This window comes from Kitasatospora sp. NPDC058032 (assembly GCF_042885845.1).
Classification (GTDB): domain Bacteria; phylum Actinomycetota; class Actinomycetes; order Streptomycetales; family Streptomycetaceae; genus Kitasatospora.
In genome coordinates this window covers 91523-113254 of the sequence record NZ_JBHVRK010000023.1, presented here as the reverse complement: position 1 = coordinate 113254, position 21732 = coordinate 91523, and the positions used below count along the sequence as shown (strand labels likewise).

12 protein-coding genes, 1 tRNA gene and 1 pseudogene are annotated in these 21732 nt (G+C 69.8%); all 14 read left to right on the top strand.

The genetic code is table 11. From position 1 onward, the window contains the following. Nucleotides 1-628 (top strand): annotated as a pseudogene (locus ACFVUH_RS29560) (hypothetical protein); the annotation flags it as partial. Between the two features lie 103 nt (nt 629-731). Then, nucleotides 732-1943: a DNA polymerase III subunit delta' gene (locus ACFVUH_RS29555; protein WP_387916373.1), complete on the top strand. Its 1212-nt coding sequence runs from the start codon at nt 732-734 to the stop codon at nt 1941-1943. Between the two features lie 223 nt (nt 1944-2166). Then, the gene (locus ACFVUH_RS29550; protein ID WP_387916371.1) at nt 2167-3336 is read left to right on the top strand and encodes a hypothetical protein; all 1170 of its coding nucleotides are present in this window, start codon (nt 2167-2169) and stop codon (nt 3334-3336) included. Nucleotides 3337-3418: 82 nt separating this feature from the next. After that, nucleotides 3419-5104, top strand: a complete 1686-nt coding sequence (locus ACFVUH_RS29545; protein ID WP_387916369.1) for an alpha/beta hydrolase — start codon at nt 3419-3421, stop codon at nt 5102-5104. A 67-nt stretch (nt 5105-5171) separates the two neighbouring features. Continuing rightward, nucleotides 5172-5834: a leucine efflux protein LeuE gene (gene leuE / locus ACFVUH_RS29540; protein WP_387916368.1), complete on the top strand. Its 663-nt coding sequence runs from the start codon at nt 5172-5174 to the stop codon at nt 5832-5834. Between the two features lie 79 nt (nt 5835-5913). Then, nucleotides 5914-5987, top strand: a tRNA-Thr gene (locus ACFVUH_RS29535). 442 nt (nt 5988-6429) lie between these two features. Continuing rightward, entirely contained in the window at nt 6430-7686 is a 1257-nt protein-coding gene (locus ACFVUH_RS29530; RefSeq protein ID WP_387916366.1) for an ATP/GTP-binding protein, read from the top strand. Then, nucleotides 7686-8351 (top strand): RloB family protein, encoded by a 666-nt coding sequence (locus ACFVUH_RS29525; RefSeq protein WP_387916365.1) that lies wholly within the window; start codon nt 7686-7688, stop codon nt 8349-8351. The genes ACFVUH_RS29530 and ACFVUH_RS29525 overlap by 1 nt, the downstream gene beginning before the upstream one ends. 92 nt (nt 8352-8443) lie before the next feature. Further along, nucleotides 8444-11041, top strand: coding sequence for an N-6 DNA methylase (locus ACFVUH_RS29520; RefSeq protein ID WP_387916363.1), 2598 nt, complete (start codon nt 8444-8446; stop codon nt 11039-11041). Then, on the top strand, nt 11031-12227 hold the full coding sequence (locus ACFVUH_RS29515) for a restriction endonuclease subunit S (RefSeq protein WP_387916361.1): 1197 nt from the start codon (nt 11031-11033) through the stop codon (nt 12225-12227). The genes ACFVUH_RS29520 and ACFVUH_RS29515 overlap by 11 nt, the downstream gene beginning before the upstream one ends. Before the next feature lie 128 nt (nt 12228-12355). After that, the gene (locus tag ACFVUH_RS29510; protein ID WP_387916359.1) at nt 12356-15886 is read left to right on the top strand and encodes a type I restriction endonuclease subunit R; all 3531 of its coding nucleotides are present in this window, start codon (nt 12356-12358) and stop codon (nt 15884-15886) included. 5 nt (nt 15887-15891) lie between these two features. Beyond that, complete coding sequence (locus ACFVUH_RS29505; protein WP_387916358.1) at nt 15892-16674, top strand: M48 family metallopeptidase; 783 nt, start codon at nt 15892-15894, stop codon at nt 16672-16674. A 108-nt stretch (nt 16675-16782) separates the two neighbouring features. Next, nucleotides 16783-18900, top strand: coding sequence for an AIPR family protein (locus ACFVUH_RS29500; RefSeq protein ID WP_387916357.1), 2118 nt, complete (start codon nt 16783-16785; stop codon nt 18898-18900). A gap of 1370 nt (nt 18901-20270) precedes the next feature. Beyond that, nucleotides 20271-21731 (top strand): acyltransferase domain-containing protein, encoded by a 1461-nt coding sequence (locus ACFVUH_RS29495; RefSeq protein ID WP_387916355.1) that lies wholly within the window; start codon nt 20271-20273, stop codon nt 21729-21731. Nucleotide 21732: the final 1 nt, after the last annotated feature.

Here is a 21732-nt window from a genome sequence, read left to right as displayed (position 1 = left end):
GGCGACCACCGAGCTGCGGGCCGTCAAGGACACCGGCGCGACGGATCCGCGGCCCGGGCGCGGAGAGGACGCGACGCAGGAGATCTCGGTGCGCGGCCGGGGCGCCGGCGCGGCGGACCTCACCGCCACGGCGAAGCTGCCGGTCGTGCCGTCCGGGCCGGCGGCCGACGAGACGGCCGTGCTGCCCAGGATCCCGGCGGAGGACGCCGACCGGACGGCGGTGCTGCCGAAGATCGAGCCGGGCACCCCGGCCCCGTCGCGGGAGCGGCGCCCGGGCGCCGAGGAGCGCCCGGTGGAGCGCACCCGCGAGCTGCCGGTGATCGACCCGCAGCAGGGCCGGCCCGCCGCCGACCCGCGGCCGCGTCCGGACTGGGCGGAGGAGACCCCGCTGGACGACCTGCCCAGCCTGACCGACACGCTGCTCGGCTCGCGCGAGGAGTGGGCCCGCTGGGACCAGGACGACCGTCCCCGTTCGGGCGGCGCCGGCGGCCAGGGACGTCAGGCCGACCGGCCGGGTCGCGAGGGCCAGGGGGCCCAGGGCGGTCAAGGTGCCCAGGGCGGCCAGGGCGGCCAGAGCGGCCAGGACGACGGCAAGGGCAAGGGCCGCCGCTGGGGCCGCCGGGGCTGACCGGGCCCCGGCCGGGCGGGTTCCCGCAGCGCCCGGACCCGTCGTAGCCGCCACGTATGCTCGACGGCGGGAGCGGTAGTCCGTAGCGAGCTTGGGAGCAGTAGTGGCCGTCTGGGACGACCTGGTGGGCCAGGAGCGGGTGGTCGAGCAGCTGACCGCCGCCGCCCGGGCGGCCGGGGCGATCGTCGGCGCCGGTCGCGGCGCCGAGCCGGAGCCGGGCGGCAACGCCTCGCTGATGACGCACGCCTGGCTGTTCACCGGCCCGCCCGGAGCCGGTCAGACCACGGCGGCCCGGGCCTTCGCCGCCGCGCTCCAGTGCACCAGCCCCGACCTCGCGCTCGGCGGCACGCCCGGCTGCGGCTTCTGCGACGGCTGCCACACCGTCCTCGCGGGCAGCCACGCCGACGTGAAGTACGTCCGCACCGACGGTCTGTCCATCGGCGTCGGCGACATGCGCGCCCTCGTGCTGCGCGCCTCCAGCTACCCCACCGGAGGCCGCTGGTCGGTCATCCTGGTCGACGCCGCCCACCGGCTCACCGAGGCCGCCGCCAACGCGCTGCTCAAGGGCGTGGAAGAGCCCTCCCCGCGCACCGTCTGGCTGCTCTGCGCCCCCTCGGTGCAGGACGTGCTGCCGACCATCCGCTCCCGCTGCCGCCTGCTGGTGCTGCGCACCCCGGCCGCCGAGGCGGTCGCCGACATGCTGGTGCGGCGCGACGGCGTCGAGCCGCACACCGCCCGGCTGGCCGCGCTGGCCGGGCAGGGCGACATCGATCGCGCGCGCCGGCTGGCCGTCGACGAGCAGGCCCGGACCCGCCGCACCGACGTGCTGCGGATCCCGCTGGAGGTCGGTGACATCGGTGGCTGCCTGGCCGCCGCCCAGCGCCTGGTCGACACCGCCAAGGCCGACGCGGAGGCGCTCGCCGAGACCCAGGACGCCAAGGAGACCGACGACCTCAGGGCCGCGTACGGCGCGGCCGAGGGCAGCAAGGCGCCGCGCGGCATGGCGGGAGCGGTCAAGGAACTGGAGAAGCGGCAGAAGAGCCGGGCCACCCGGACCCGCCGGGAGACCCTCGGCGTCGCCCTGCTGGACCTGCTCGGCTTCTACCGGGACGTCCTGGCGCTCCAGCTCGGCTCGACCGGCGCACTGGCCAACGAGGACCAGCGGCAGGCGCTGGACCGGGTCGCCCAGACCGGCCCGCCGGAGTCCACGCTGCGCCGGATCGAGGCGGTGCTCGCCTGTCGGCGGGCGCTGGACCGCAACGTCGACCCGCTGCTCGCCGTCGAGGCGATGACCGTGGCGCTGCGCGCGGGCTGAGCCGCCCGGGGGCGGTGCGGGGGGCGCCCCGGTTCGGCTTGCCGCCCCGTGCTTCGTCCCACCTTCGAGTGAATGTGCGTTACGCGCCGGGCATACGCGTGTGCGAGCCCCGGATCGTCTTGCACCCTGGGGGCCGACTGAGCCCCGCCGCCGGGGCCGTCGCGTCCCGTAACGGTGCCGGGCCCGACCGGTCGGCCGGCCCTCCTCCGAGGTGGTGCGTCCCATGGTCCGTTCGCTTCTGATCCTTCCGCTGCTGGCCGCCGCCGGGGGCGGGGTCTGGCTGGCGCGCGGCGCCCTGCTGCGCTGGCGCGACCTCCGGGCCGCCGAGACCTACGGACTGGCCGGGGAGCAGCGGCCGATGCTGCTGCGGGCGGCCGGGGCGATGGTCTGCGGAGTCTGCGTCACCGTGTTGACGATCCTGACGGCGCTGGGCACGTTCGGTGCGCTGGGCGGGGGCAGGAACGGCGCGGCCGATCCGTTCGCCGACCGGTTCGACGGACCGGAGGCCGGGGCCGCCGGTCCGGGCGGGGGCCGGCAGGCCGCTCCGCCGATCGAGGCCGTGGGCGCCGCCGACCCCGCCCTGGCGCCCGCCCCCGCTCCGGCCCTGCCGACGCCGTCCCCGGTGTCGGTCGTCAGCCGCTTCGACAGCGTCGGCCACCCGGGCGGCGGCGAGCTGCTGCAGTCCGCCGTCCCCGGCCCGGACGGCCACCCGCGCAACGTCCGGGTCTGGCTGCCAGCCCAGTACGCCAAGGACCCGAACGCCCGATTCCCGGTCGTCGTGATGCACGCCGCCACCCCCCGGAAGACCGCCGACGCCGAGGTCCCGGACGTCTTCGAGGGACTCGCCTCCGCCGTGCAGAGCGCCAGGACCAAGCCGTTCATCCTGGTCGCCCCCGAGGCGCCGAACGGCACCGGGCACCCCTGCGAGCTGGTCGCCGCCGCCCCGATGGCCGTCGCCGACGACGCCGTGCTGCGCACCACCATCGCGGCCACCTTCCGCACCCTGCCGCCCGGCCCGGAGGCCTGGGGCGCGCTCGGGGTGGAGGACGGCGCACCCTGCGCCGCGGCCGCCGGCCTCGCCCGCCCCGACCTGTACGGTGCGGCGGCGGCCGTCTCCGGCCGGTACGACGCGGCGGCGCTCGCCCGCGCCGGCGCCGAGGCGCCCGTCACCGGGAGCCCGAAGCTGCTGCTCGCGGCCGGGAAGGGTGACACCGCCGGGCTGGACGCCGCCCGCAAGCTCCAGTCGGCGCTGCGCGGCGGCACCGGCGCGGCAGCCCGCGCCGAGGTGCGGATCTCCGACAACGCGACGGACTACTCGGCGGAGCGGATCCGGCTGCGGCTGGTCCGGCAGGCGGCGCAGTACCTCGGCGAGGCGCTCGGCAAGGCGTCCTGAGCCCGCCGGTGCGCGGCACTACGCTTCCGGTACCCCGGGTGGCAGTGGGGCCACCGGGAGTGAACGGCTGAGGGGATCCCAGATGCGGGCCGACAGGCGGCAGGACGGCCCGGCGCGGGTGTGCGCCGGGCGCGGGGGAGGGGTGGCGGCGACCGCGTTGCTGGCGGCGGCCGGGCTGCTCGCGGGCGGCTGTTCGGCCGGCGGGGCGGGAACGCCCGGGGCCGTCCCCTCGGACACCGCCACCCCGTCCGCGGCTTCCTCCGCAGTCGCGTCCGCCCCGCCGCCGGTCACCCCGCTGGAGGCGCTGCCCGCCGCCGTGCCGTCCGCGCTCGTCCCCTACTACGGGCAGCGGCTCGCCTGGCAGCCCTGCGACGACGGCTACGAGTGCACCACCTTCCGGGTGCCGCTGGACTACGACCACCCCGCCGACGGAGAGCTCACCCTGGCCGCCGTCCGCGCCCCGGCGGTTCCCACCGACTCCTCCGGGTCCTCCGCGTCCGCCGGGGCCGGTGGGGCCGGTGGCCGGCTCGGCTCGCTGTTGCTCAACCCCGGCGGCCCCGGCGGCTCGGCCGTGGAGTACGTCGAGGGCGCGGCCCGCACCTACGACCCTGCCGTCCGCGCCCGGTACGACCTGGTCGGCCTGGACCCGCGCGGGGTCGGCCGCAGTTCCCCGGTCACCTGTCTGAGCGGCGACCGGATGGACGCGTACACCGCCGTCGACATCACCCCCGACGACCCGGCCGAGGTCGACGCCCTGGTGGCCGCCGCCAAGGAGTTCGCCGAGGGCTGCCGGCAACGGTCCGGCCCGCAGCTCGGCCATCTGAGCACCGTCGAGGCGGCGCGCGACCTCGACGTACTGCGCGCCCTGCTCGGCGACGAACGGCTCAACTACGTCGGCAAGTCCTACGGCACCTTCCTCGGCGCGACCTACGCGGGCCTGTTCCCGAGCCGCACCGGCCGGATGGTGCTCGACGGTGCGATGGACCCCTCCCTCGACTCGCTGGCCGGCAACCGCACCCAGGCGGGCGGCTTCGAGACGGCCTGGACCGCCTTCGCCCGGGACTGCGCCACCCGCGAGGACTGCCCGCTCGGCCGCACCGAGCAGCAGGCCGGCGAGCAGCTCGCCGCCCTGTTCGCGGCGGTCGACGCGCACCCGCTGCCCACCACCGACGGCGCCCGCCGGCTCAGCGAGGCGCAGGCGACCACCGGCGTCATCCAGGCCATGTACGCGGACTTCCTCTGGCCCCGGCTGCGCGCCGCGCTCGCCGACGCCCGGGCCGGCGACGGCACCGGCCTGCTCAAGCTCTCCGACGCGTACTACGGGCGGGAGGCGGACGGCTCCTACCCCAATCTGATGTTCGCCAACACGGCGGTGAACTGCCTCGACCTGCCCGCGCCGTTCGCGGGCCCGGAGGACGCCGCGCGGGCGGTGCCGGACTTCGAGCGGGCCTCGCCGCGGTTCGGCCGGGACATGGCCTGGATGGCGCTGACCTGCACCTACTGGCCGGTCCGGGCCACCGGCGCGCCGCACACCGTCCGGGCCGCCGGCGCCACGCCGATCGTGGTCGTCGGCACCACCCGGGACCCGGCCACCCCGTACGCGTGGGCCCAGGCGCTGGCCGGCCAACTGGAGTCCGGGCGGCTGCTGACGTACGACGGGGACGGCCACACCGCGTACGGCCGTCACGACGCCTGCCTCGACGGAGCGGTCAACCGCTACCTGCTGGCCGGCGAGGCCCCGGAGAACGGGAAGCGTTGCGGCCCCTGAGGAAACGGCCGGTGCGACGTTAGGATGAGCGCCCCTCATCGCTCTCCCACCCCCACCGGAGCCCACCGTGTTCGGAGTCAACGACCTGACGACGTACGTCCTCGGCGCCCTCGTCATCGTCCTCCTCCCCGGCCCCAACTCCCTCTACGTGCTCTCCGTCGCCGCCCGCAAGGGCGTCCGCACCGGGTACCGCGCCGCCGCCGGCGTCTTCGTCGGCGACTTCACGCTCATCAGCCTGACCGCACTCGGCGCCGCCTCCCTCCTGAAGGCCAACCCGGCCGTCTTCGCGGTGGTGAAGTTCGGCGGCGCGGCCTATCTGCTCTGGATAGGCATCGGCATGCTGCGCGCCGCCCGCCAGCTCTGGCGCGAGCACCGCGCCGTCCCCGAGACCGCCACCGCCGAGTCCGCCGCCGACCCCGCCGAGTCCGCCGAACGCCCGTTCCGCCGCGCCCTGGTGATCAGCCTGCTGAACCCCAAGGCCATCCTCTTCCTGCTCTCCTTCTTCACCCAGTTCGTCGACCCCTCCTACGGCCGCCCGGTGCTCTCCTTCACCCTCCTCGGCGGCATCCTGCAGACCTTCAGCTTCCTCTACCTCTCGCTGCTGATCTTCGCGGGAACCTCCCTCGCCACCGCCTTCCGCCGCCGCAAGCGCCTCTCCGCCGGCCTCACCAGCGGCGTCGCCGCCCTCTTCGCCGGCTTCGCCGCCAAGCTCGCCGTCTCCTCCGCCTGACCCCACCGGGGTATCGCGTTACGGATCACCCGCCAACCTGTGTAGACTGGCCCGCGTTGCCAGGACTTCCTGCAACGGCGCCGCCTTAGCTCAGTTGGCCAGAGCAACGCACTCGTAATGCGTAGGTCGCGGGTTCGAATCCCGCAGGCGGCTCTAAGGTGAACCCCAAGTCAGGCCTCTGACCTGGGGTTTTCTGCTTTCGGCGACCATGGGAGTCGGGTAAATCGGGCACCTGAACCGTGTGCATCGCAATGCGTAGGTCATCGGTTCGTTAACGTCATCGGTTCCCACGGTGGCGCCTGTGACCTGCGGCTTTGTCGAGTTCGATGGGTTGGGGCAGTTCTTGCTAGCTGGCCTCGGTGGACAGTCGGTGGACAGCCGTGCGTGATTCAGCGTCAGGAGCAGCCGCGCTGGTCGTTGGAGGCGTGCCTGCAGGTTGCTCTGGTTGTGGCGTTCCGATAGAAGGTGGCTGAAAGCGGAACGCTCAGTCGGCGCGGTAATCGCTTCTGGGGGGCTGAGCCAAAGATCATCGTTCAAGCAGTTCGGCGAGGCCTTCGCCGCTACTCTGATCGCATCGACGAGAGAGGGGGACGGGATGCTGCTCCGTTTCCGTGTCGCGAATGTGCGATCACTGCGGGACGAACAGGAGCTGTCCTTCGTCCTTCCCGAGGGTGAGTTGGAGATTGCGTCGCGTGAGCTTCGAACCGGCGGTGACCGTTCGGTATCCGTGATCCCTCTGATCGGAATCTTCGGCGCCAACGCTTCGGGCAAATCGAACGTGCTGGCTGCCCTGACCGACATGAGGTCGGCCGTCCTCAACTCATACGCTCGTTGGGCTTCGTACGAAGGGATCCCGCGCAGACCCTTCGCATTGAAGGCCACGGACGAGAACGAACCCAGCTTCTTCGAAGTCGATGTCGTGATCGACGAGGTGCGCTGGACGTACGGGTTCGAGCTGGGGCCGAAGCGCGTCGAAGCCGAGTGGATCCACAGCTACCCCCGTGGCCATCGCCAGGTGTGGCTCGACCGTGACGCCTCGCGGCCTGAGGTGTACGAATGGCCGGGGAGCCGGGTCAAGGACCGAGCTCAGCTTGCGCGACGTACCCGACCCAATGCCCTTCTCCTATCTACGGCGGGCACGGACAACCACCCCCAGCTCTCCGTGCTCTTCCACTGGTTCCGCCGGAATCTCTGGATCATCAATCCGGAGAACGAACGGGAGCAACGGGAACAGTTCACGACACGTGCCCTCTCCGGCAGCCGGGCGCACCGGATCAATGAACTGCTACGGGTCGCCGACCTGGGGATCACCGGAGCGAACGTCGTCCAGGACGAAAAGGGGGGAGCCAGGGTGAGGCTCACCCATCGGTCGACCGGGGGTGATGTGGCCTTCGACTGGCGTGACGAGTCGCTCGGCACCCGTTCCTGGTTCGCACTACTCGGCCCCCTCTTGTTGGCGCTCGATGAGGGCGCGGTGTTGCTCGTCGACGAGCTGGACGCCAGCCTGCACCCGCGCTTCGCCGCCGAGGTCGTCCGGCTCTTCCACGACCCCCAGGCTAACCCCAGGGGGGCGCAGCTCGTCTTCACCTCGCACGACCCGTCCGTCCTCACCACTCCGAGCGGTGGGCGCCTGCTGGAGCCGGTCCAGGTGTGGCTGACCGAGAAGGACCAGGACGGGGCCACCGAGCTGTACCCGCTGACCGCCGCGGCGCCCGGCGCTGATGAGGACCTTATGAAGTCTTATCTGGTCGGCGCCTTCGGCGGGGTCCCCTCACTCCTGGAGGGGCAGATCGCCCGGCGGCTGTTGGCCGTAAGCGAGTGGGAGCGTGAGGAAGGGGCGGGGCGGAACTGATGGCGCGCACACGTGGGAACGAATCGCTAGGGCCGACGAAGCAGCAGCGTGGCCAGCGCCGCCGCGTGGTCCATGTCTTCACGGAGGGGCGGGTCACCGAACCCACCTACATCGAGGTGGTCTCCGATCTGGTCCGCCTCCACGACCAGGGGGTCGAAGTCCGGGTCGCCAACGCGAATGCCCCAGGCTCCCAGCGCAAGCCGATCAAGCTGGTTGAGGCGGCGGTGCGGCTCATGCGGGAGGAAGCCCGCGCCGCGAAGCGTAGCGGCGTGAAAGAGGAGCTGTGGCCGCAGGTCTGGTGCCTGTTCGACCGGGACGCGCACGAGTCGGTCGACGCGGCGCTCAAGCAGGCCCGCGAAGGTGATGTCCAGGTCGCTTTTTCGCACCCGTGCTTCGAGGTGTGGCGACTGCTCCACCACAAGCCTGTGACCGGCACCTTCGGAGGCGTGTGTGGGGAGGCGGAAGCCAGGCTGCCGTTCGTCAAGGAGCCCGGGAACATCAAGGTGGTGCTTCCGACGCAGATCGAGGGCGGATTCATCAAGGCGAAGGCTCGGGCCGAGAAGATGAACGGGGAGCACGGCAAGCACGTGCCGTTGACCCAGCGCGACCCGTACACCGACGTGCACGACTTCGTCGAGAAGGGGCTCGGCATCGCGTCGTACTGAGCGCAAGCCCACCGGTTCGGATGAACGGTTTCCGCTCGGTCGCCCCACCACCGTAGGGTTCCTACGTCAGACCGGTCGTAGGGAGTCGTACGTTGGCCAAGCTCACGCTCGCGCAGTTGGAGCGGCATCTGTTCGCCGCCGCGGACATCCTCCGCGGCACGATGGACGCCTCCGAGTACAAGGACTACATCTTCGGTCTGCTCTTCCTGAAGCGGGCCAACGACGAGTTCGAGGCCGCCCGCGACCGGATCAGGGAGCATGTCGCTGAGGAGCTCAACCTCACCGGCGAGGCGCTGGACAGCTACATGGACGAGCCTGCCGCGTACAGCGACCGCGACGTGCTGTTCGTGCCGCAAGACGCCCGCTGGGAGCGGATCTCCTCGGCTACCCACAACATCACCGAGGAACGACTGCGCCCGGCCCTTCAAGCGCTGGAGGCGCAGAACGACAAGCTCAAGGGCCTGTTCGACCACCTCGACTTCAACCGGATCGGAGGTTCCGGTGCGGCGGCGGGCGCGGCCAAGCTCGCCGACCAGCGGCTGAAGCTGCTGATCGCCCACTTCGGGCGCATCCGACTGCGGACGGACGACTTCGAGTTTCCCGACCTGATCGGCGCCGCGTACGAGTATCTGATCAAGGAGTTTGCGGACTCAGCCGGGCGCAAGGGTGGCGAGTTCTACACCCCGCGTGCCGTCGTCCGCATGATGGTCGAACTGCTCCGTCCCCGGCAGGGGACGCGCATCTACGACCCGTGCGTCGGCTCCGGCGGCATGCTCATCCACGCCAAGGAGTATGTGGAGGAACACGGCGGCGACACTACGGACATGTACTTCGCTGGCCAGGACGCCAACAGCGGCGCCTGGATCATGTCGACGATGAACATGGTGCTGCACGGCGTGCGCCGCTTCGACCTGTACACCGGTGACACCCTCGCCGAGCCGGCGCAGGTACCGGAGTCCGACGCGTACCGCTACGACGGGGTCCTCAGTAACCCGCCGTTCTCCATGGACTACACGCTCGGCGGCCTCAAGTTCGCCGCGCAGCGCGCGGCCTTCGGGACTACCAGCGAGCGCGGCAAGGCCGACCTGATGTTCCTCCAGCACATGCTCTGGATGACCAAGCGGGAGGGGCGCGGCGGCATGGTCATTACGGTCATGCCGCATGGTGTCCTGTTCCGCGGGGGCGGAGAGCAGGAGGTCCGCACGAAGCTCCTCGACGAGGACGTGATCGAGGCGGTCATCGGCCTCGCCCCGAACCTCTTCTACGGCACCGGCATCCCCGCCTGCATCCTGGTCCTGCGCCCGCCGCACAAGAAGGACCCCGAGCTGGCGAACAAGGTGTTGTTCATCAACGCGGACCGGGAGTACCGCAAGGAGTCGGCGCAGAACGTCCTGCTGCCCGAGCATGCCGAGAAGATCACCTCCACCTTCCATGCGTGCGCAGAGGTGCCGGGATTCTCGCGGCTGGTGAGCCGTGAGGAGCTGCGCGACAACGGCGACAACCTCAACATCCGTCGCTACGTGGACAACACGCCGCCGCCGGAGCCGCAGGACGTGCGGGCGCACCTGGTGGGCGGGGTGCCGCGTGCGGAGATCGAGGCGAAGAAGGAACTGCTCGACGCGTATGCGGCGGGCCTCGCCGACCTCTTCGCCGAGCGTGATCCGGTGGACCCCGAGTACGTGGACTTCCTGCCCGAGGGGCAGCGCCCAGACGCAGCCCGGCTGGCGGAGCTGGCCCGCCCACGCGAGGACGCGCTGCGGGGCGTGTTCGAGGAGTGGTGGGAGGTGGAGGTTCGGCGCCTGGAGGTGGTGGCCGCGACTCCCGAGCGGCTTGAGGACCTGACCCCCTCGGAGCGCAAGGCCGCGCTGATGGCCGTGCGCGGTGAGCTGATCGAGTCGTTCGTGGAACGCCTGGGTAGGGTCGGGCTGTTGGACCGGCACGCGCTCGCCGGCGCCGTCGCCGGCTGGTGGTACGAGGCCAAGTACGACCTCCTCGCGCTCTCCGAGAACGGGTTCGCGGGCGTCCTGGACGGCTGGATCGAGAACGTCGAGATGCTGCTCGCCCCTGAGCAGGACCCGAAGACCCGCAAGCTGCGCAAGCGCACGGCCGCTGAGCGGCGCCAGGCGTACGACCACAAGGTGGTCACGGCGATCCTTCCGGATTTCCTCGAGGAGTTGGCGGCGGCGGATGCACGGAAGGCGGAGCTGGACGCGCGGTGGAAGGAGTTGAACGTGGAGCCCGAGTCGCCGGAGGACGGCGAGGGCGGCGAGGAGGACGGCGACGCCCCCGCGCGGGAGGAAGTTGTGCTGAGCGCCGAGCAGTTGGCGGTTCTGGCGTGGGTGAAGAAGGAACGTACGAAGGCGGGCGCTGTGATCAAGCGCCTGGAGACAGAGTTCTGGTTCCCGTGGCCGAGTGACCCGCCCACGCTGGGCGAGGAGCCGCCGAGGCTGTTCCGGGCACGGGAGGCGCTGGACGCGGCAGGGGAGCAGCGGGTGGTGCTGGAGCTGCTGCGGGACGACCTGGCAGGGAAGCTGGACGGGCATGTGGTGCGCCGGCGACGGGAGTTGGCGGATACCTACGGGGTGTGGGAAGACAAGTACGCGGTGTCGCTGCGGAAGATTCGGGCCGAGCGGGAGAAGGCAGCGGCGAAGCTGGACGGGTTCTTGACGGGGCTTGGCTATGCGAACTGACGCCGAGGTTCAGTGGGTTCCGGTGCGCGAGGTCGGCGACGTCCGGATGGGTAAGCAGCTTTCGCCTGCGAGCAGGGATGCGGCTGGGCAGTTCCCGTACCTGCGCGTCGCGAACGTGCTTCAAGGGCGCATTGACTACACAGACGTGAAGAAAATGGGTTTCAGCGCCGCTGAGCGTGAGACTTATGGCCTCAAGCCCGGCGACATCCTGTTGAACGAAGGGCAGAGTCTGGAGCTTGTTGGGCGCAGTGCGATTTACGGCGGCACCGAAGGTGAATTCTGTTTCCAGAACACGTTGATCCGCTTCCGTCCAGGAGATCTGGTTCTATCGGCCTACGCCCAAGTAATCTTTGAGCGCTGGCTGGCAAATGGAGTTTTCGCTGCCATTGCCAAGCAGACAACGAGCATTGCTCACCTCGGCGGGGAGCGGTTCGCTTCATTGAGTTTTCCTCTCCTCCCGCTTCCCAAGCAGCGGCGGATCATTGAGATGGTGCGCGCTCTGTCGGCACAGGAATGTGCCGTCGAGGCGTCGATCGTGAAGCTGGGCATGCTCAAGGCTGGCGTGATGTCAGAACTCGCGGATATGGATCGGGGTATCTTCGGAGATGTTCTCAACCATGGGCCTCAGAATGGGATCTATAAGCCTGCCTCGTCGTACGGCCCTGAAGGGACGCCAATTGTTCGCATTGATAGCTTCAAAGGTGGGCCATCGGATCTCACGCGGGGCTTGCTCCGAGTTTCGCTCGGCAAGGGAGAAATCGACCACTATGGGCTAGCCGTTGGCGATATCATCATCAATCGGGTCAATACTCCGGAGCTGGTCGGGAAGTCGACCGCCGTTGGCAAGCTGGTGGAGCCGACTGTATTTGAGTCGAACATGATGCGCTGCAAAGTGTGGGCCGATCTAGCTGTCCCTGCTTTTGTTGAAACTTGGCTGGGTGGGCCGCCAGCAAAGGAGCATTTTCGAGTGCATGCGAAGAGTGCCATTTCGCAGGCAAGCATTAATGGCTCTGATGTGCGCAATTGCCCTTTCCCAAGGCTGGATGTTCCTGGGCAGTTGGAGTTTCTGGAGCGAGTCGCGGCGGTGTCGGATCAGCAGAAGCTTGACGAAGCGGAGCTGGTGAAGTTGGGCAAGATCAAGCAAGGGGTCGTTGACGATCTACTGGGTCTTTGTGTCAGAGCTTGACCCGCCTCCGCCGGAGGTTTGAACCGCCGAACCTGCCATACTCCCGCTCGTTCGAGCACTCCCGCCGCACCCCACCCATGGCGCAGAATGGATCACCTGGGCGGTGATCGGCGGGGGAAGGCGCGGGCATGGCAGTGCAGACTGAACGGGACGAGGTGGAGCGGCCCATCGTCGCGCAGCTCCAGGCGATGGGGTGGCGGCACGTCCCCGGTACGGAGGTCGGCACGCTCGACGTCGAGACGCCGCTGCTCGTGGACGCGCTGGAAACGGCCCTGCGCCGGATCAACGTCCGGGCATCGGACCACGAGCCATGGATGGACAGGACCGACGTCAAGCGGTCCATCGCGGAGCTGGCGTCCGTCTCTCTCGGGAAGGGCGTCGCGCGGGCAAACTTCGACTCCACCGACCTGCTGCTCAGCGGACTCGTCCTCTCCGGCCCGTCCGCCGCGCACGGCGGAGCCTCCGCCACCGTGCAATACATCGAATGGCATGAGGAGCGGGCCGCGCTCAACGACTTCACCGTCGTCGACCAGCTCCGCGTCCAGAACCGGTCCGGGGAGCTGTCGGTCCTCGACATCGTTCTGTTCGTGAACGGGATCCCGCTCGTCGCCGTGGAGTGCAAGAGTCCCGATCTTGCCGACCCGATCCGCAGTGCCGTGCTAGACCTGCGGCACTACGCCGGCGACCCCATCGCCGACGACGAACGCGACGACCCCGCGCTGTTCGTGCCTGCCGGAGTCCCGGGGCTCTTCCGGACCGTGCAGCTGCTGGTGGCCGCGACCGAGGGGAGTGCCTATCTGGGCACCGTCACGTCCACGCCCGACCACTTCCACCCCTGGCGGAGCATCGAGCCGCAGAACGAGGCGACGCTGAGGGCGGAGCTGCCTGACCACACCGGCAAGCTGAACGAGCGGCACAAGCTCGTCGGGGTCGTCCTGCGCCCCGCTGCTCTACTCAACGTCGTACGCCACTACGTCATCCCGCTCCCGGTCGAGACCGAATCCGGGGGGACCCGGACGGTCAAGGCCGTCGCCCGGCACCAGCAGTACCGGGCGACGGAGAAGTCCGTGCACAGGCTGCTCACCGGCAGGACGCGCGGCGGCTCCGTGGCCGACGACGAGCGCGGCGGGATCATCTGGCACACCCAGGGCTCCGGCAAGAGCCTGACCATGACGTTTCTCGTGCGCCGGATCCATCTGCACCACCGGCTCAGCGAGTTCATGGTCGTGGTCGTCACCGACCGCACCCAGTTGCAGGACCAGCTCTCCAAGACACTGAAGCTGAGTGAGTCCGACGTCGAGACCGCCGCGACCCGCCCGGAGGTGGAGGGGCTGCTACGGGACGGCGGGCGGCGGGTCGTCTTCGCGATGATCCAGAAGTACGGGACCGCGTTCACCTTTGCCGCCGAGGCGACGGGCGACGAGGACGACCGGGACCCGGCCGAGGAGTACCAAGACGCCGAGCGGGCCGGGGCGGGCCAGCAGGCCGGCGACCAGCCGCCCGCGGTGAACTTCCCCGAGTGCAACACCTCGTCCGACATCCTGGTTCTGGTCGACGAGGCCCACCGCTCGCACACCAACACGCTGCACGCCGCCCTGCGCAAGGCCATTCCCAGGGCAGCGAAGATCGGCTTCACGGGTACGCCGATTATGACGGGCCGGCTGGAAGACACCCGCCGGATCTTCGGCGGGTTCCTCGACACCTACCGGATGGCGGAGGCCGAGCACGACGGGGTCGTCGTACGCATTCGGTATGAGGGCCGCACGGGCGAGGGCAAGGTCTTCGACAAGGACGGGCTCGACCGGAACTTCGCGGACCTGGTCCGTGACCTCACGGACGACGAGCGCAACACGTTGCGGCGCTCGCCCAACGCACGCGACGTCGCCGAAACCCAGCCCATGATCCGCGCGAAGGCCGAGGACATGCTGGAGCACTGGGTGACCTGGGTGCTGCCCGGCGGTGGCTTCAAGGCCCAGGTCGCGGCGGTCAGCCGGAAGGCGGCCGTCGAGTATCACCACGCGCTGCGACTGGCACGCGACACGCTCCTAACCGAACTCGCCGCATTCGACCCGGAGTCGGCGGCTGGCCTTCCCCCGGAGAAGCTGCCTCGCCGACTGCGCTATCTCCACCAGGCCTACCAGTACCGCTCCCTGCTGCGCCGCATCGACTTCGTGCCGATCATCTCGCCGGGCGCGGAGCGCAAGCGCCGTGAGTGGTTGCACTGGACGGACAGGGACCGGCAGAAGGCATACATCGAGCGTTTCCACCAGGCCTTCCCTCACCTGCCGCCCGAGCCGGAGTGGGTCGCCAGCACGCCCTTCCACGTAGCGCCGCCGGACGCGCTGGCGACGAGTGCCACTGGGGACAACCCCTGGTCCAAGGTTGCCTTCGAGCAGCCGCAGACCAAGGAGGCGATTGGGCCCGACCCTGTCCATCCCGAGAGCCCGATCGCCTTCCTCATCGTGAAGTCCATGCTGCTCACGGGCTTCGACGCGCCCCGCGAGCAGGTGCTGTACTTGGACCGGCCAATCCGCGATGCCGAGCTCCTTCAGGCCGTCGCCCGGGTCAACCGGCCGATGCCGGGCAAGGACGTGGGCTACGTCGTCGACTACCACGGCGTCTTCGAGCACCTGACCGGCGCGCTGGCCGCCTACCAGCAGGCTGACATCGACGACACGATGCGCAGCCTGTCGGAGGAGATTGGCGGCCTCGGGCCGGCGGCAGAGGCGGTGCGCACCTACCTGCGTGCGCACGGGGTAACAGAGGCGGACCTCGCCGACCTCGGGCGGCTGGGCTCCGCGGCGCTGGCTTTCGAGGACGAGACTGCGCGGTTCGGCTACGACGAGGTGCTGCACCAGTTCCTCGCCGTGCTGGAACGCGTTCTGCCGCACGAGCGCGGCCTGGACTACATCGCCGACGCCCGGCGCTGGGGGATGCTCCAGAAGCGCATCCGCAGGCTCTACCGGGATGAGTCGGGCGGTTCGTTCACCCTGCGGCGCTACGGTCGCAAGGTCCGGGCGATGATCGCCGACCACCTGGAAGGGCCGGAGATCGAGCAGGTCATCGCACCGGTTTCGCTCGCCTCGACGGTCTTCGACGACCGGGTTCGCGCCATGCCGCCGCGCGAGGCCGCGGCCGAAATGGGGCACGCGCTCCGGTTCCACCTGGAGGAGCGGGTCAAGCGGGAGGACCCGGCGAAGTATGCCAAGCTCTCCGAGCGCCTGGAGGAGATCCTCAGGGAGCTCACCGGACGCTTCGAGGAGCAGATCGAGGCACTCGGCCCGCTGATCGAGCAGGCTAGGCGAGAGAACGAGGAGGACCCGGAGCTCGCGGGGCTCACCCCGTTGGAACAACGGGTGTACCGGCTATTGGAGCGGCTGCTCGCGGAGAACCCGGGAGTCGTGCGGAGGGATGGGGCCACCCGGCTACTCGTCGACATGGTGTGCGATACAGCCGCGCAGATCATGGTCAAGGCGTCGTTCCAGGGGCAGCACCAGGACCTCGACGTGCTGGCGAACAGCATCCAGAACCAGTTGATCAAGGGCGGACTGCGGGTCGTCGGCGCGGACTGGGCACCCCTGCGGGACATCGCCCAGAGACTCACGGCGTATGCGGCGGGCAACCGGCGGCAGTTCCTGGGCAGGTTGCGGGGAGAATAGGCGGGGTGACCGCCCTCGCCGATAACCGCGTCCCCCTGGCCCTTGCCGAAGGGGACAGGCTCACCGTGGACGGCCTGGTGCTGCGGGTGCGGGTCAGCGCCCGCCGCAAGCGGTTCGCGCTGACAGTGGAGGCGGACGCCGGGCTGACGCTGCACGCGCCCGAGGGCCGTCAGGCAGGGGACGCAGAGCGGTTCGTCCGCGAGCACCGAGCCTGGCTGATGGCCAAGGTCGGCGTACGGGAGCGGACCCGACCGCTGAATCCTGCGAAGCGGCTGATCGAGGGCGAGGTCTTCCGCTACCTGGGACGGATGTACCGGCTGGCGATTGTGGCGGACCCACCTGCCGATGGCAGAGTGCGCCTGATCGCTGGGCGGTTGACCATGGGCAGGGAACAGGCCGAGGATCCGATCCGTGGGCGGGCGGTGCTGGTCGACTGGTACTGCCGGGCCGGCCACGCCTGGGCGGCGGGGAGACTGCAGCCATGGGCGGCTCGGATGTCCGTGACCCGGCCGGTGGTGGATGTACGTGATCTTGACACGCGTTGGGGCGTGTACCGGCCCGACCCGAAGGGGCACGGGCCGGGCCGCATGAGCCTCGGCTGGCCGCTCTTCCAGCTGCCGATGCACCTGGTGGACTATGTCATCGCCCACGAGCTTGCACATGTGCGGGTCCCTGGACATGGTGCCGACTACTGGCGGCTGCTGAGGTCGGCTCTGCCTGAATGTGAGTCCCGTCGCGGGGAGCTCGATGAACTGGGGCGGCGCATGTGGATGGGGGGCGTAGTTTAGCAGGGGATGCTCGGTGGCGGTGCCGGATTCTTCAGTTCGATCACGATGATGCCGGCGTCTGCGCTACCGTCGAGCGGAACGGACTGGGATAGGCGCATTGGGGTGGGCATGGCGAGGACGAACAACGGCGACCTCACGGCAGTTCGACAGGTCGGTCGCATGCTGGATGCGGCGTTCGACGGTCGTATCGACATGTCCGACTTCGAAAGCAATTCCGAGGAGCAGCGCAAGAAGGCATTCCGGTCCCGAGCGCTGGCCGCCCTGGCCGTGCGCATGGTCACCGGCTGGCAGAACACGGACGCAGCGGAAGCGGTCATCGACGGGCGGGATGACCAGGGCATCGACGCCATCGCCGTCACGAGTAGCCCTCCGCATGTCTACCTGGTGCAGGCGAAGTGGAGCGACCAGGGGCGGGCGACAGCTCGAACCGATGCCATCCTCAAGATGTTCGCCGGGCTGAGGCTGATCGATGGGGAAGAGAGCAGCCAGTTCAACCCGCGCGGTCAGCTGTTGGCCGAGCAGGCCAAGGAGGCGATGAGCGAGCAGGCGGTCGGGGTCACGCTGGTCACCGTTCTGATGGGCGCCGAGCCGCCGTCCAGAGAAGTTCTCAACGAACTGGTCAACGGAGAGCGCGAGTTCAACACCCATGGCGACAGGGTCGACCATCGCTTCCTGCATGCTTCGGATGTGTGGAACTGGGCGCGTGCGGACGCCGCACCGGCGCCCGTGGCCATGTCGGTGAAGATGGACCCGTGGTTCTCCCTCGACGTACCTCACCAGGCGTTCCAGGGAGTGGTCAAAGCAGAGCAGGTTGCCGGTTGGCTGGACACCCACGGCACCCGACTCTTCGAACTCAATATCCGGAACCCGTTGGATGGCACGCTCGCGAATGAGGAGTTGGTCGCCACACTGACGGACGAACCCTCGCTGTTCTGGTACTTCAACAACGGAATCACCGTGCTCTGTGACACGGTGGATCCGCTGTACGACTCGATGCGAAATCCCCACGGCGGACCGGTGGTTCTTCGGCTCAGCGGGGCGAGCGTCGTCAACGGTGCTCAGACGGTCAGGGCGGTCCAACGAGCGCTCGAGTCCTCCGATGATCCGGCGACAGCGCGCGTAGGTGTCCGCGTGATCGCGACCGGTGGTGCGACTGATTTCTCCTCGCGCACCACCCGGGCCACCAACCGGCAGAACCAGGTGGGGCCACGTGACTTCGCGGCCCTGGACCCGGTTCAGGCGGAGATTCGCGCCGATCTCCGGGCCGAACTGGGCAAGTCGTACTCGGTGAAGCGCGGCGAACTGAGTCCTTCACCCGAGACGGGATGCTCGTTGGATGAGGCAGCCACCGCTCTCGCCTGCGCCCACCCGAACGCCGAGTACGCGGGCAGGGCGGCCAGTTCACCGAACACGCTGTGGGAGCGGGGCAGCAAGGAGACCTACGACATCCTCTTCCGCCCGCAGCCGAGCGCCTTCCAAGTATGGCGCTCTGTCGTGACGATGCGGCTGATCCGTAATGAGCTGCACCGGCTGCGGCCCACGTACGAGAAGCTCCCGGCCGCCGTCCTCGAGCACGGCACGTACCTGATGTGCCACTTGGTGTTCCGCCAGTTGGGGACGGATCGGATTGACGACCCGGACCTCGATTGGGAGAGCGACTTTCTGCCCCAGGTGCCGGCGGCAGTCGGAGCGCAGCTCGCCGCACTGGTCGACGTCCTCGAAAAGGGTTACACGTCCCGGGTGCAGGGACTCCTCAGCGATCCCGACAAGTGCCGCGAGCTCGCCGCGAAGGTTGCAGGACTCGGGGCTACGGGCGGGGATACGGCCGGACTGGTCGACCGATACGGCAAGCAGACTCAGGCGCGTAAGCGGCGACGGCCCAATGCCGTGCCCACGCTGGTCGACCACCAGGCGATCAAGGAGGGGACACCGCTGCGCTTCGTGTCGATGAACTCCATCGAGCAGGAGGCCCTGGCCGACTGGTTGGCGGAGGACGATCGGCGTTCCCGGGTCACTTGGGTCAACGACCGGACGAAGCCGCTGCTCTGGGAGGCAGACGGTCGGCGGTACTCGCCTTCCGGGCTGGTCACGCTGATGTGGGGTCAGGCGAGGTGGGAAGAGCGGCCGGTCTCCAACCAGGGGACGGCCCGCTGGCAGACGTCGGAGGGCGCCACTCTGGCAGCGCTGGCCTTTGCTCTGCAGGACGGTAACGCCGAGTCCGACTGAGCCTAGCTGGGCCGCTTCGACGCAGCGCCGTGCTGGTGAGCGCTGTGCGGCAGGGCAGCTCCGGCTGTGGGCGCCAGTGGGTGTCACAGCGTGGGCCTTGTAGAGAAGCGACAAGGCGGTCCAAACCGCCGTCGAGTCGCTCACGGCTGTCCCTGGTGGACGGTCGGTGGACGGACGCCTATGGACGGCGCGGCACCGGGTGGCACGGGCCAACCTGCCGTACGCGCTCTGATCAGCTGAAGCATCACGAGACGGCATGGCTCGGCACCGCGCATCACGACCGCCGATGATCTCGTAATGCGTAGGTCGCGGGTTCGAATCCCGCAGGCGGCTCCAAGGTAAACCCCAGGTCATTCCTCTGACCTGGGGTTTTCGCGTTCTGTCGGGTAGCGGGAGAGGGCTTGCCGTGCCTGAGGTCCCATGGCCGGGATTGGCCGGTCACGGTTCGTGTCCGGCATGGGGAGGGTCCTGTGGTCGACGGCCGGCAAGCGCAGGGTGATCCTGGCCAAGCTCATGCTGCGGGCGGGGAACAGCGCCGGCTTCGGACCTGATGACCTGTCTGTGGGGCGAAGTGCCGCCGCCCACCGCCAAGGAGGCCTTCTGCGTCCATCTCATGTGCCTGCGCAAGGAGATGGCCAGGACCGTGGGGGCGGCCGATGGCCTCCTGGCCGGGGCCGGGCGCTACCAACCGTGAGAGCGGGAAGGGCCGGTTCCGGGAGCATGGGGCTTCCGGGCCGGCCCTTCGGCATCCGCCCCGGCAGGCGTGCGGGAGTGCGGGCGGGCGCGGGCCGTGCGGGTGAGCGGGGTTCTGCCTCGATGCACCGGGTGCGGTCGGGGCGGCTGCGGGGAGAGTGCGCGGAAGCGTTTCTGCTATCACGCTTTTCATGAGATACGACTTGATGGGGGCCGGTGAAACAAGCCTTTCGGTGAAGCCGTGGAGAGGTTTCTTTGCAGGTCGGGAATGGCTTCCGGAGAGTGGCTCAAGAAAGTTCTTGACTTCCCGTCGGGCGGATTCCTAGGGTGAAAGTGTCCGGCCGCCGGGCTTCGGCGTTCGGCTGTGCAGGGCGATGATTGCGAATGTGGCGGTGGCCGGCGGCCGTGGAGCCGGGGTCGGTCATTCCACTGTGTTCGACCGGTGTGCAGCGGTAGGGGGTGGCGACGGCCGCCCTGGTGTCGTGTGGTGTCGACGGATCCCAACGGCCGTGTCCTGCGTGCCGGTTGCCCGGCTTCTCGGGTTGCGCTGTCAGGGTGTGCCGGCCGGGCCGGGTTTCCTGGTGCGTTTTCGGGCGCCGGCGTCTGAAATGAGGAATTGCGGCGCGAGGCGCCGAATGCAGCAGATCGCGCAAATGAGTCTGGGGGAATTGTGCATCATGCCTGAAACCTCGATTGCCGTTCTCTTTCCTGGGCAGGGCGCTTTCTATGGCCGTGCCCTCGCGGACCTGCGGGACGAGTTCCCCGAGGTCGGACCGGTCCTCGCCGAGATCGGTGACGCCGCCCGTCCGCTGCTCGGCGACCACGCGGTGGAGCAGCTCCTCGCGGTGCGGACGCCGGACACCGAGCAGTTGCTCCGGGATGCGCCGGAGGCTCTTCAGCTCGCCATCTACGCGGCTTCCACCGCCGCCTACGGCGTTCTGCGTGCTCGCGGACTGTGTCCGAAGGTCCTGGTCGGCCACAGCCTCGGGGAGATCGCCGCACTGGTCGCCGCCGGTGCGTTCAGCCCCGCCGAGGGGGCCGAGATCGTCTGCCACCGGAGCATCGCGCTGCGCGAGGCCGGGTCGGGCGAGGCCGGGTCGGGCGACGCCTACATGGCCGCCGTCGGCACCGACGCCGACCGGGCGCAGAAGCTGGTCGACCTCGTCGGCGACCCGCTGAGCGGCATCGCGGTCGAGAACCACGACGGGCAGACCGTACTGTCCGGGCGGGCCGAGGCGCTGGACGCCATCGGCCGGCTCGCCGCCGTGCTGAAGACCGACTTCGCACGGCTCAAGTCGCCCTACGCCTTCCACAGCCCGCTGCTCGGGCCGGCGGCGGAGAAGTTCGCCGAGCGCATCGCGGACATCCGTCAGCGACCCCTGCGGACCGCCGTCCACTCGCCGATCCTCGGCCGCGCCTACGAGGACGGCGACCGGCTGACCGAGCTGCTGGCCGGGCACTTCACCACCCGGGTGCGGTTCGCCGACACGGTGCGGGAGCTGGCGGCCGGCGGGGTGTCCGTGTTCGTCGAGAGCGGGGCGCTGGACGCGCTGAGCCGGATCACCGGCCGCATCGTCGCGACCCCGGTCACCACCGTGCCGACCCTGCTGCCCGAGGCGGGCGGCGCCGCGCTTCTGCGTCGGGCGCTCGACCGGCTCGCGCTGATGGGTGCGGTCCGGGCGGGCGCGGGCGGCGTCTCGACGGCCGACCAGCTGCGGGCCGCGCTGCTGTCCGACGTGCCGGCCGAGGACTTCGAGGCGTTCTGGGACGGGCGCGGCGGGGACGTGCGGGCGTTCGCCAGGGAGGCGTACCTGACGTACCTGGGCGCGAGAGGGGACGGGAGGGAAGGGGCGAAGGGGAAGGCGAAGGACGCGGTGGCGAGGGTGGACCGCGAGGTGCTGGTGCGTCAGCTCGCCGACATCTACGCCGAGGCGCTGGAGTACCCGGCCGAAGTCTTCGAGGAGGGCACCGACCTGGAGGCCGAGCTGGGCGTGGACTCGGTGAAGCAGACCGAGCTGCTGGTGCGGGTGGGCCGCCGCTACGAGCTGCCGCCGCGGCCCTCCGACGTGCGGCCGGCCGCATACAACACCCTCGGCAAGATCGCCGACCTGATCCTCGCTTCGGGCGGATCGGTGTGAT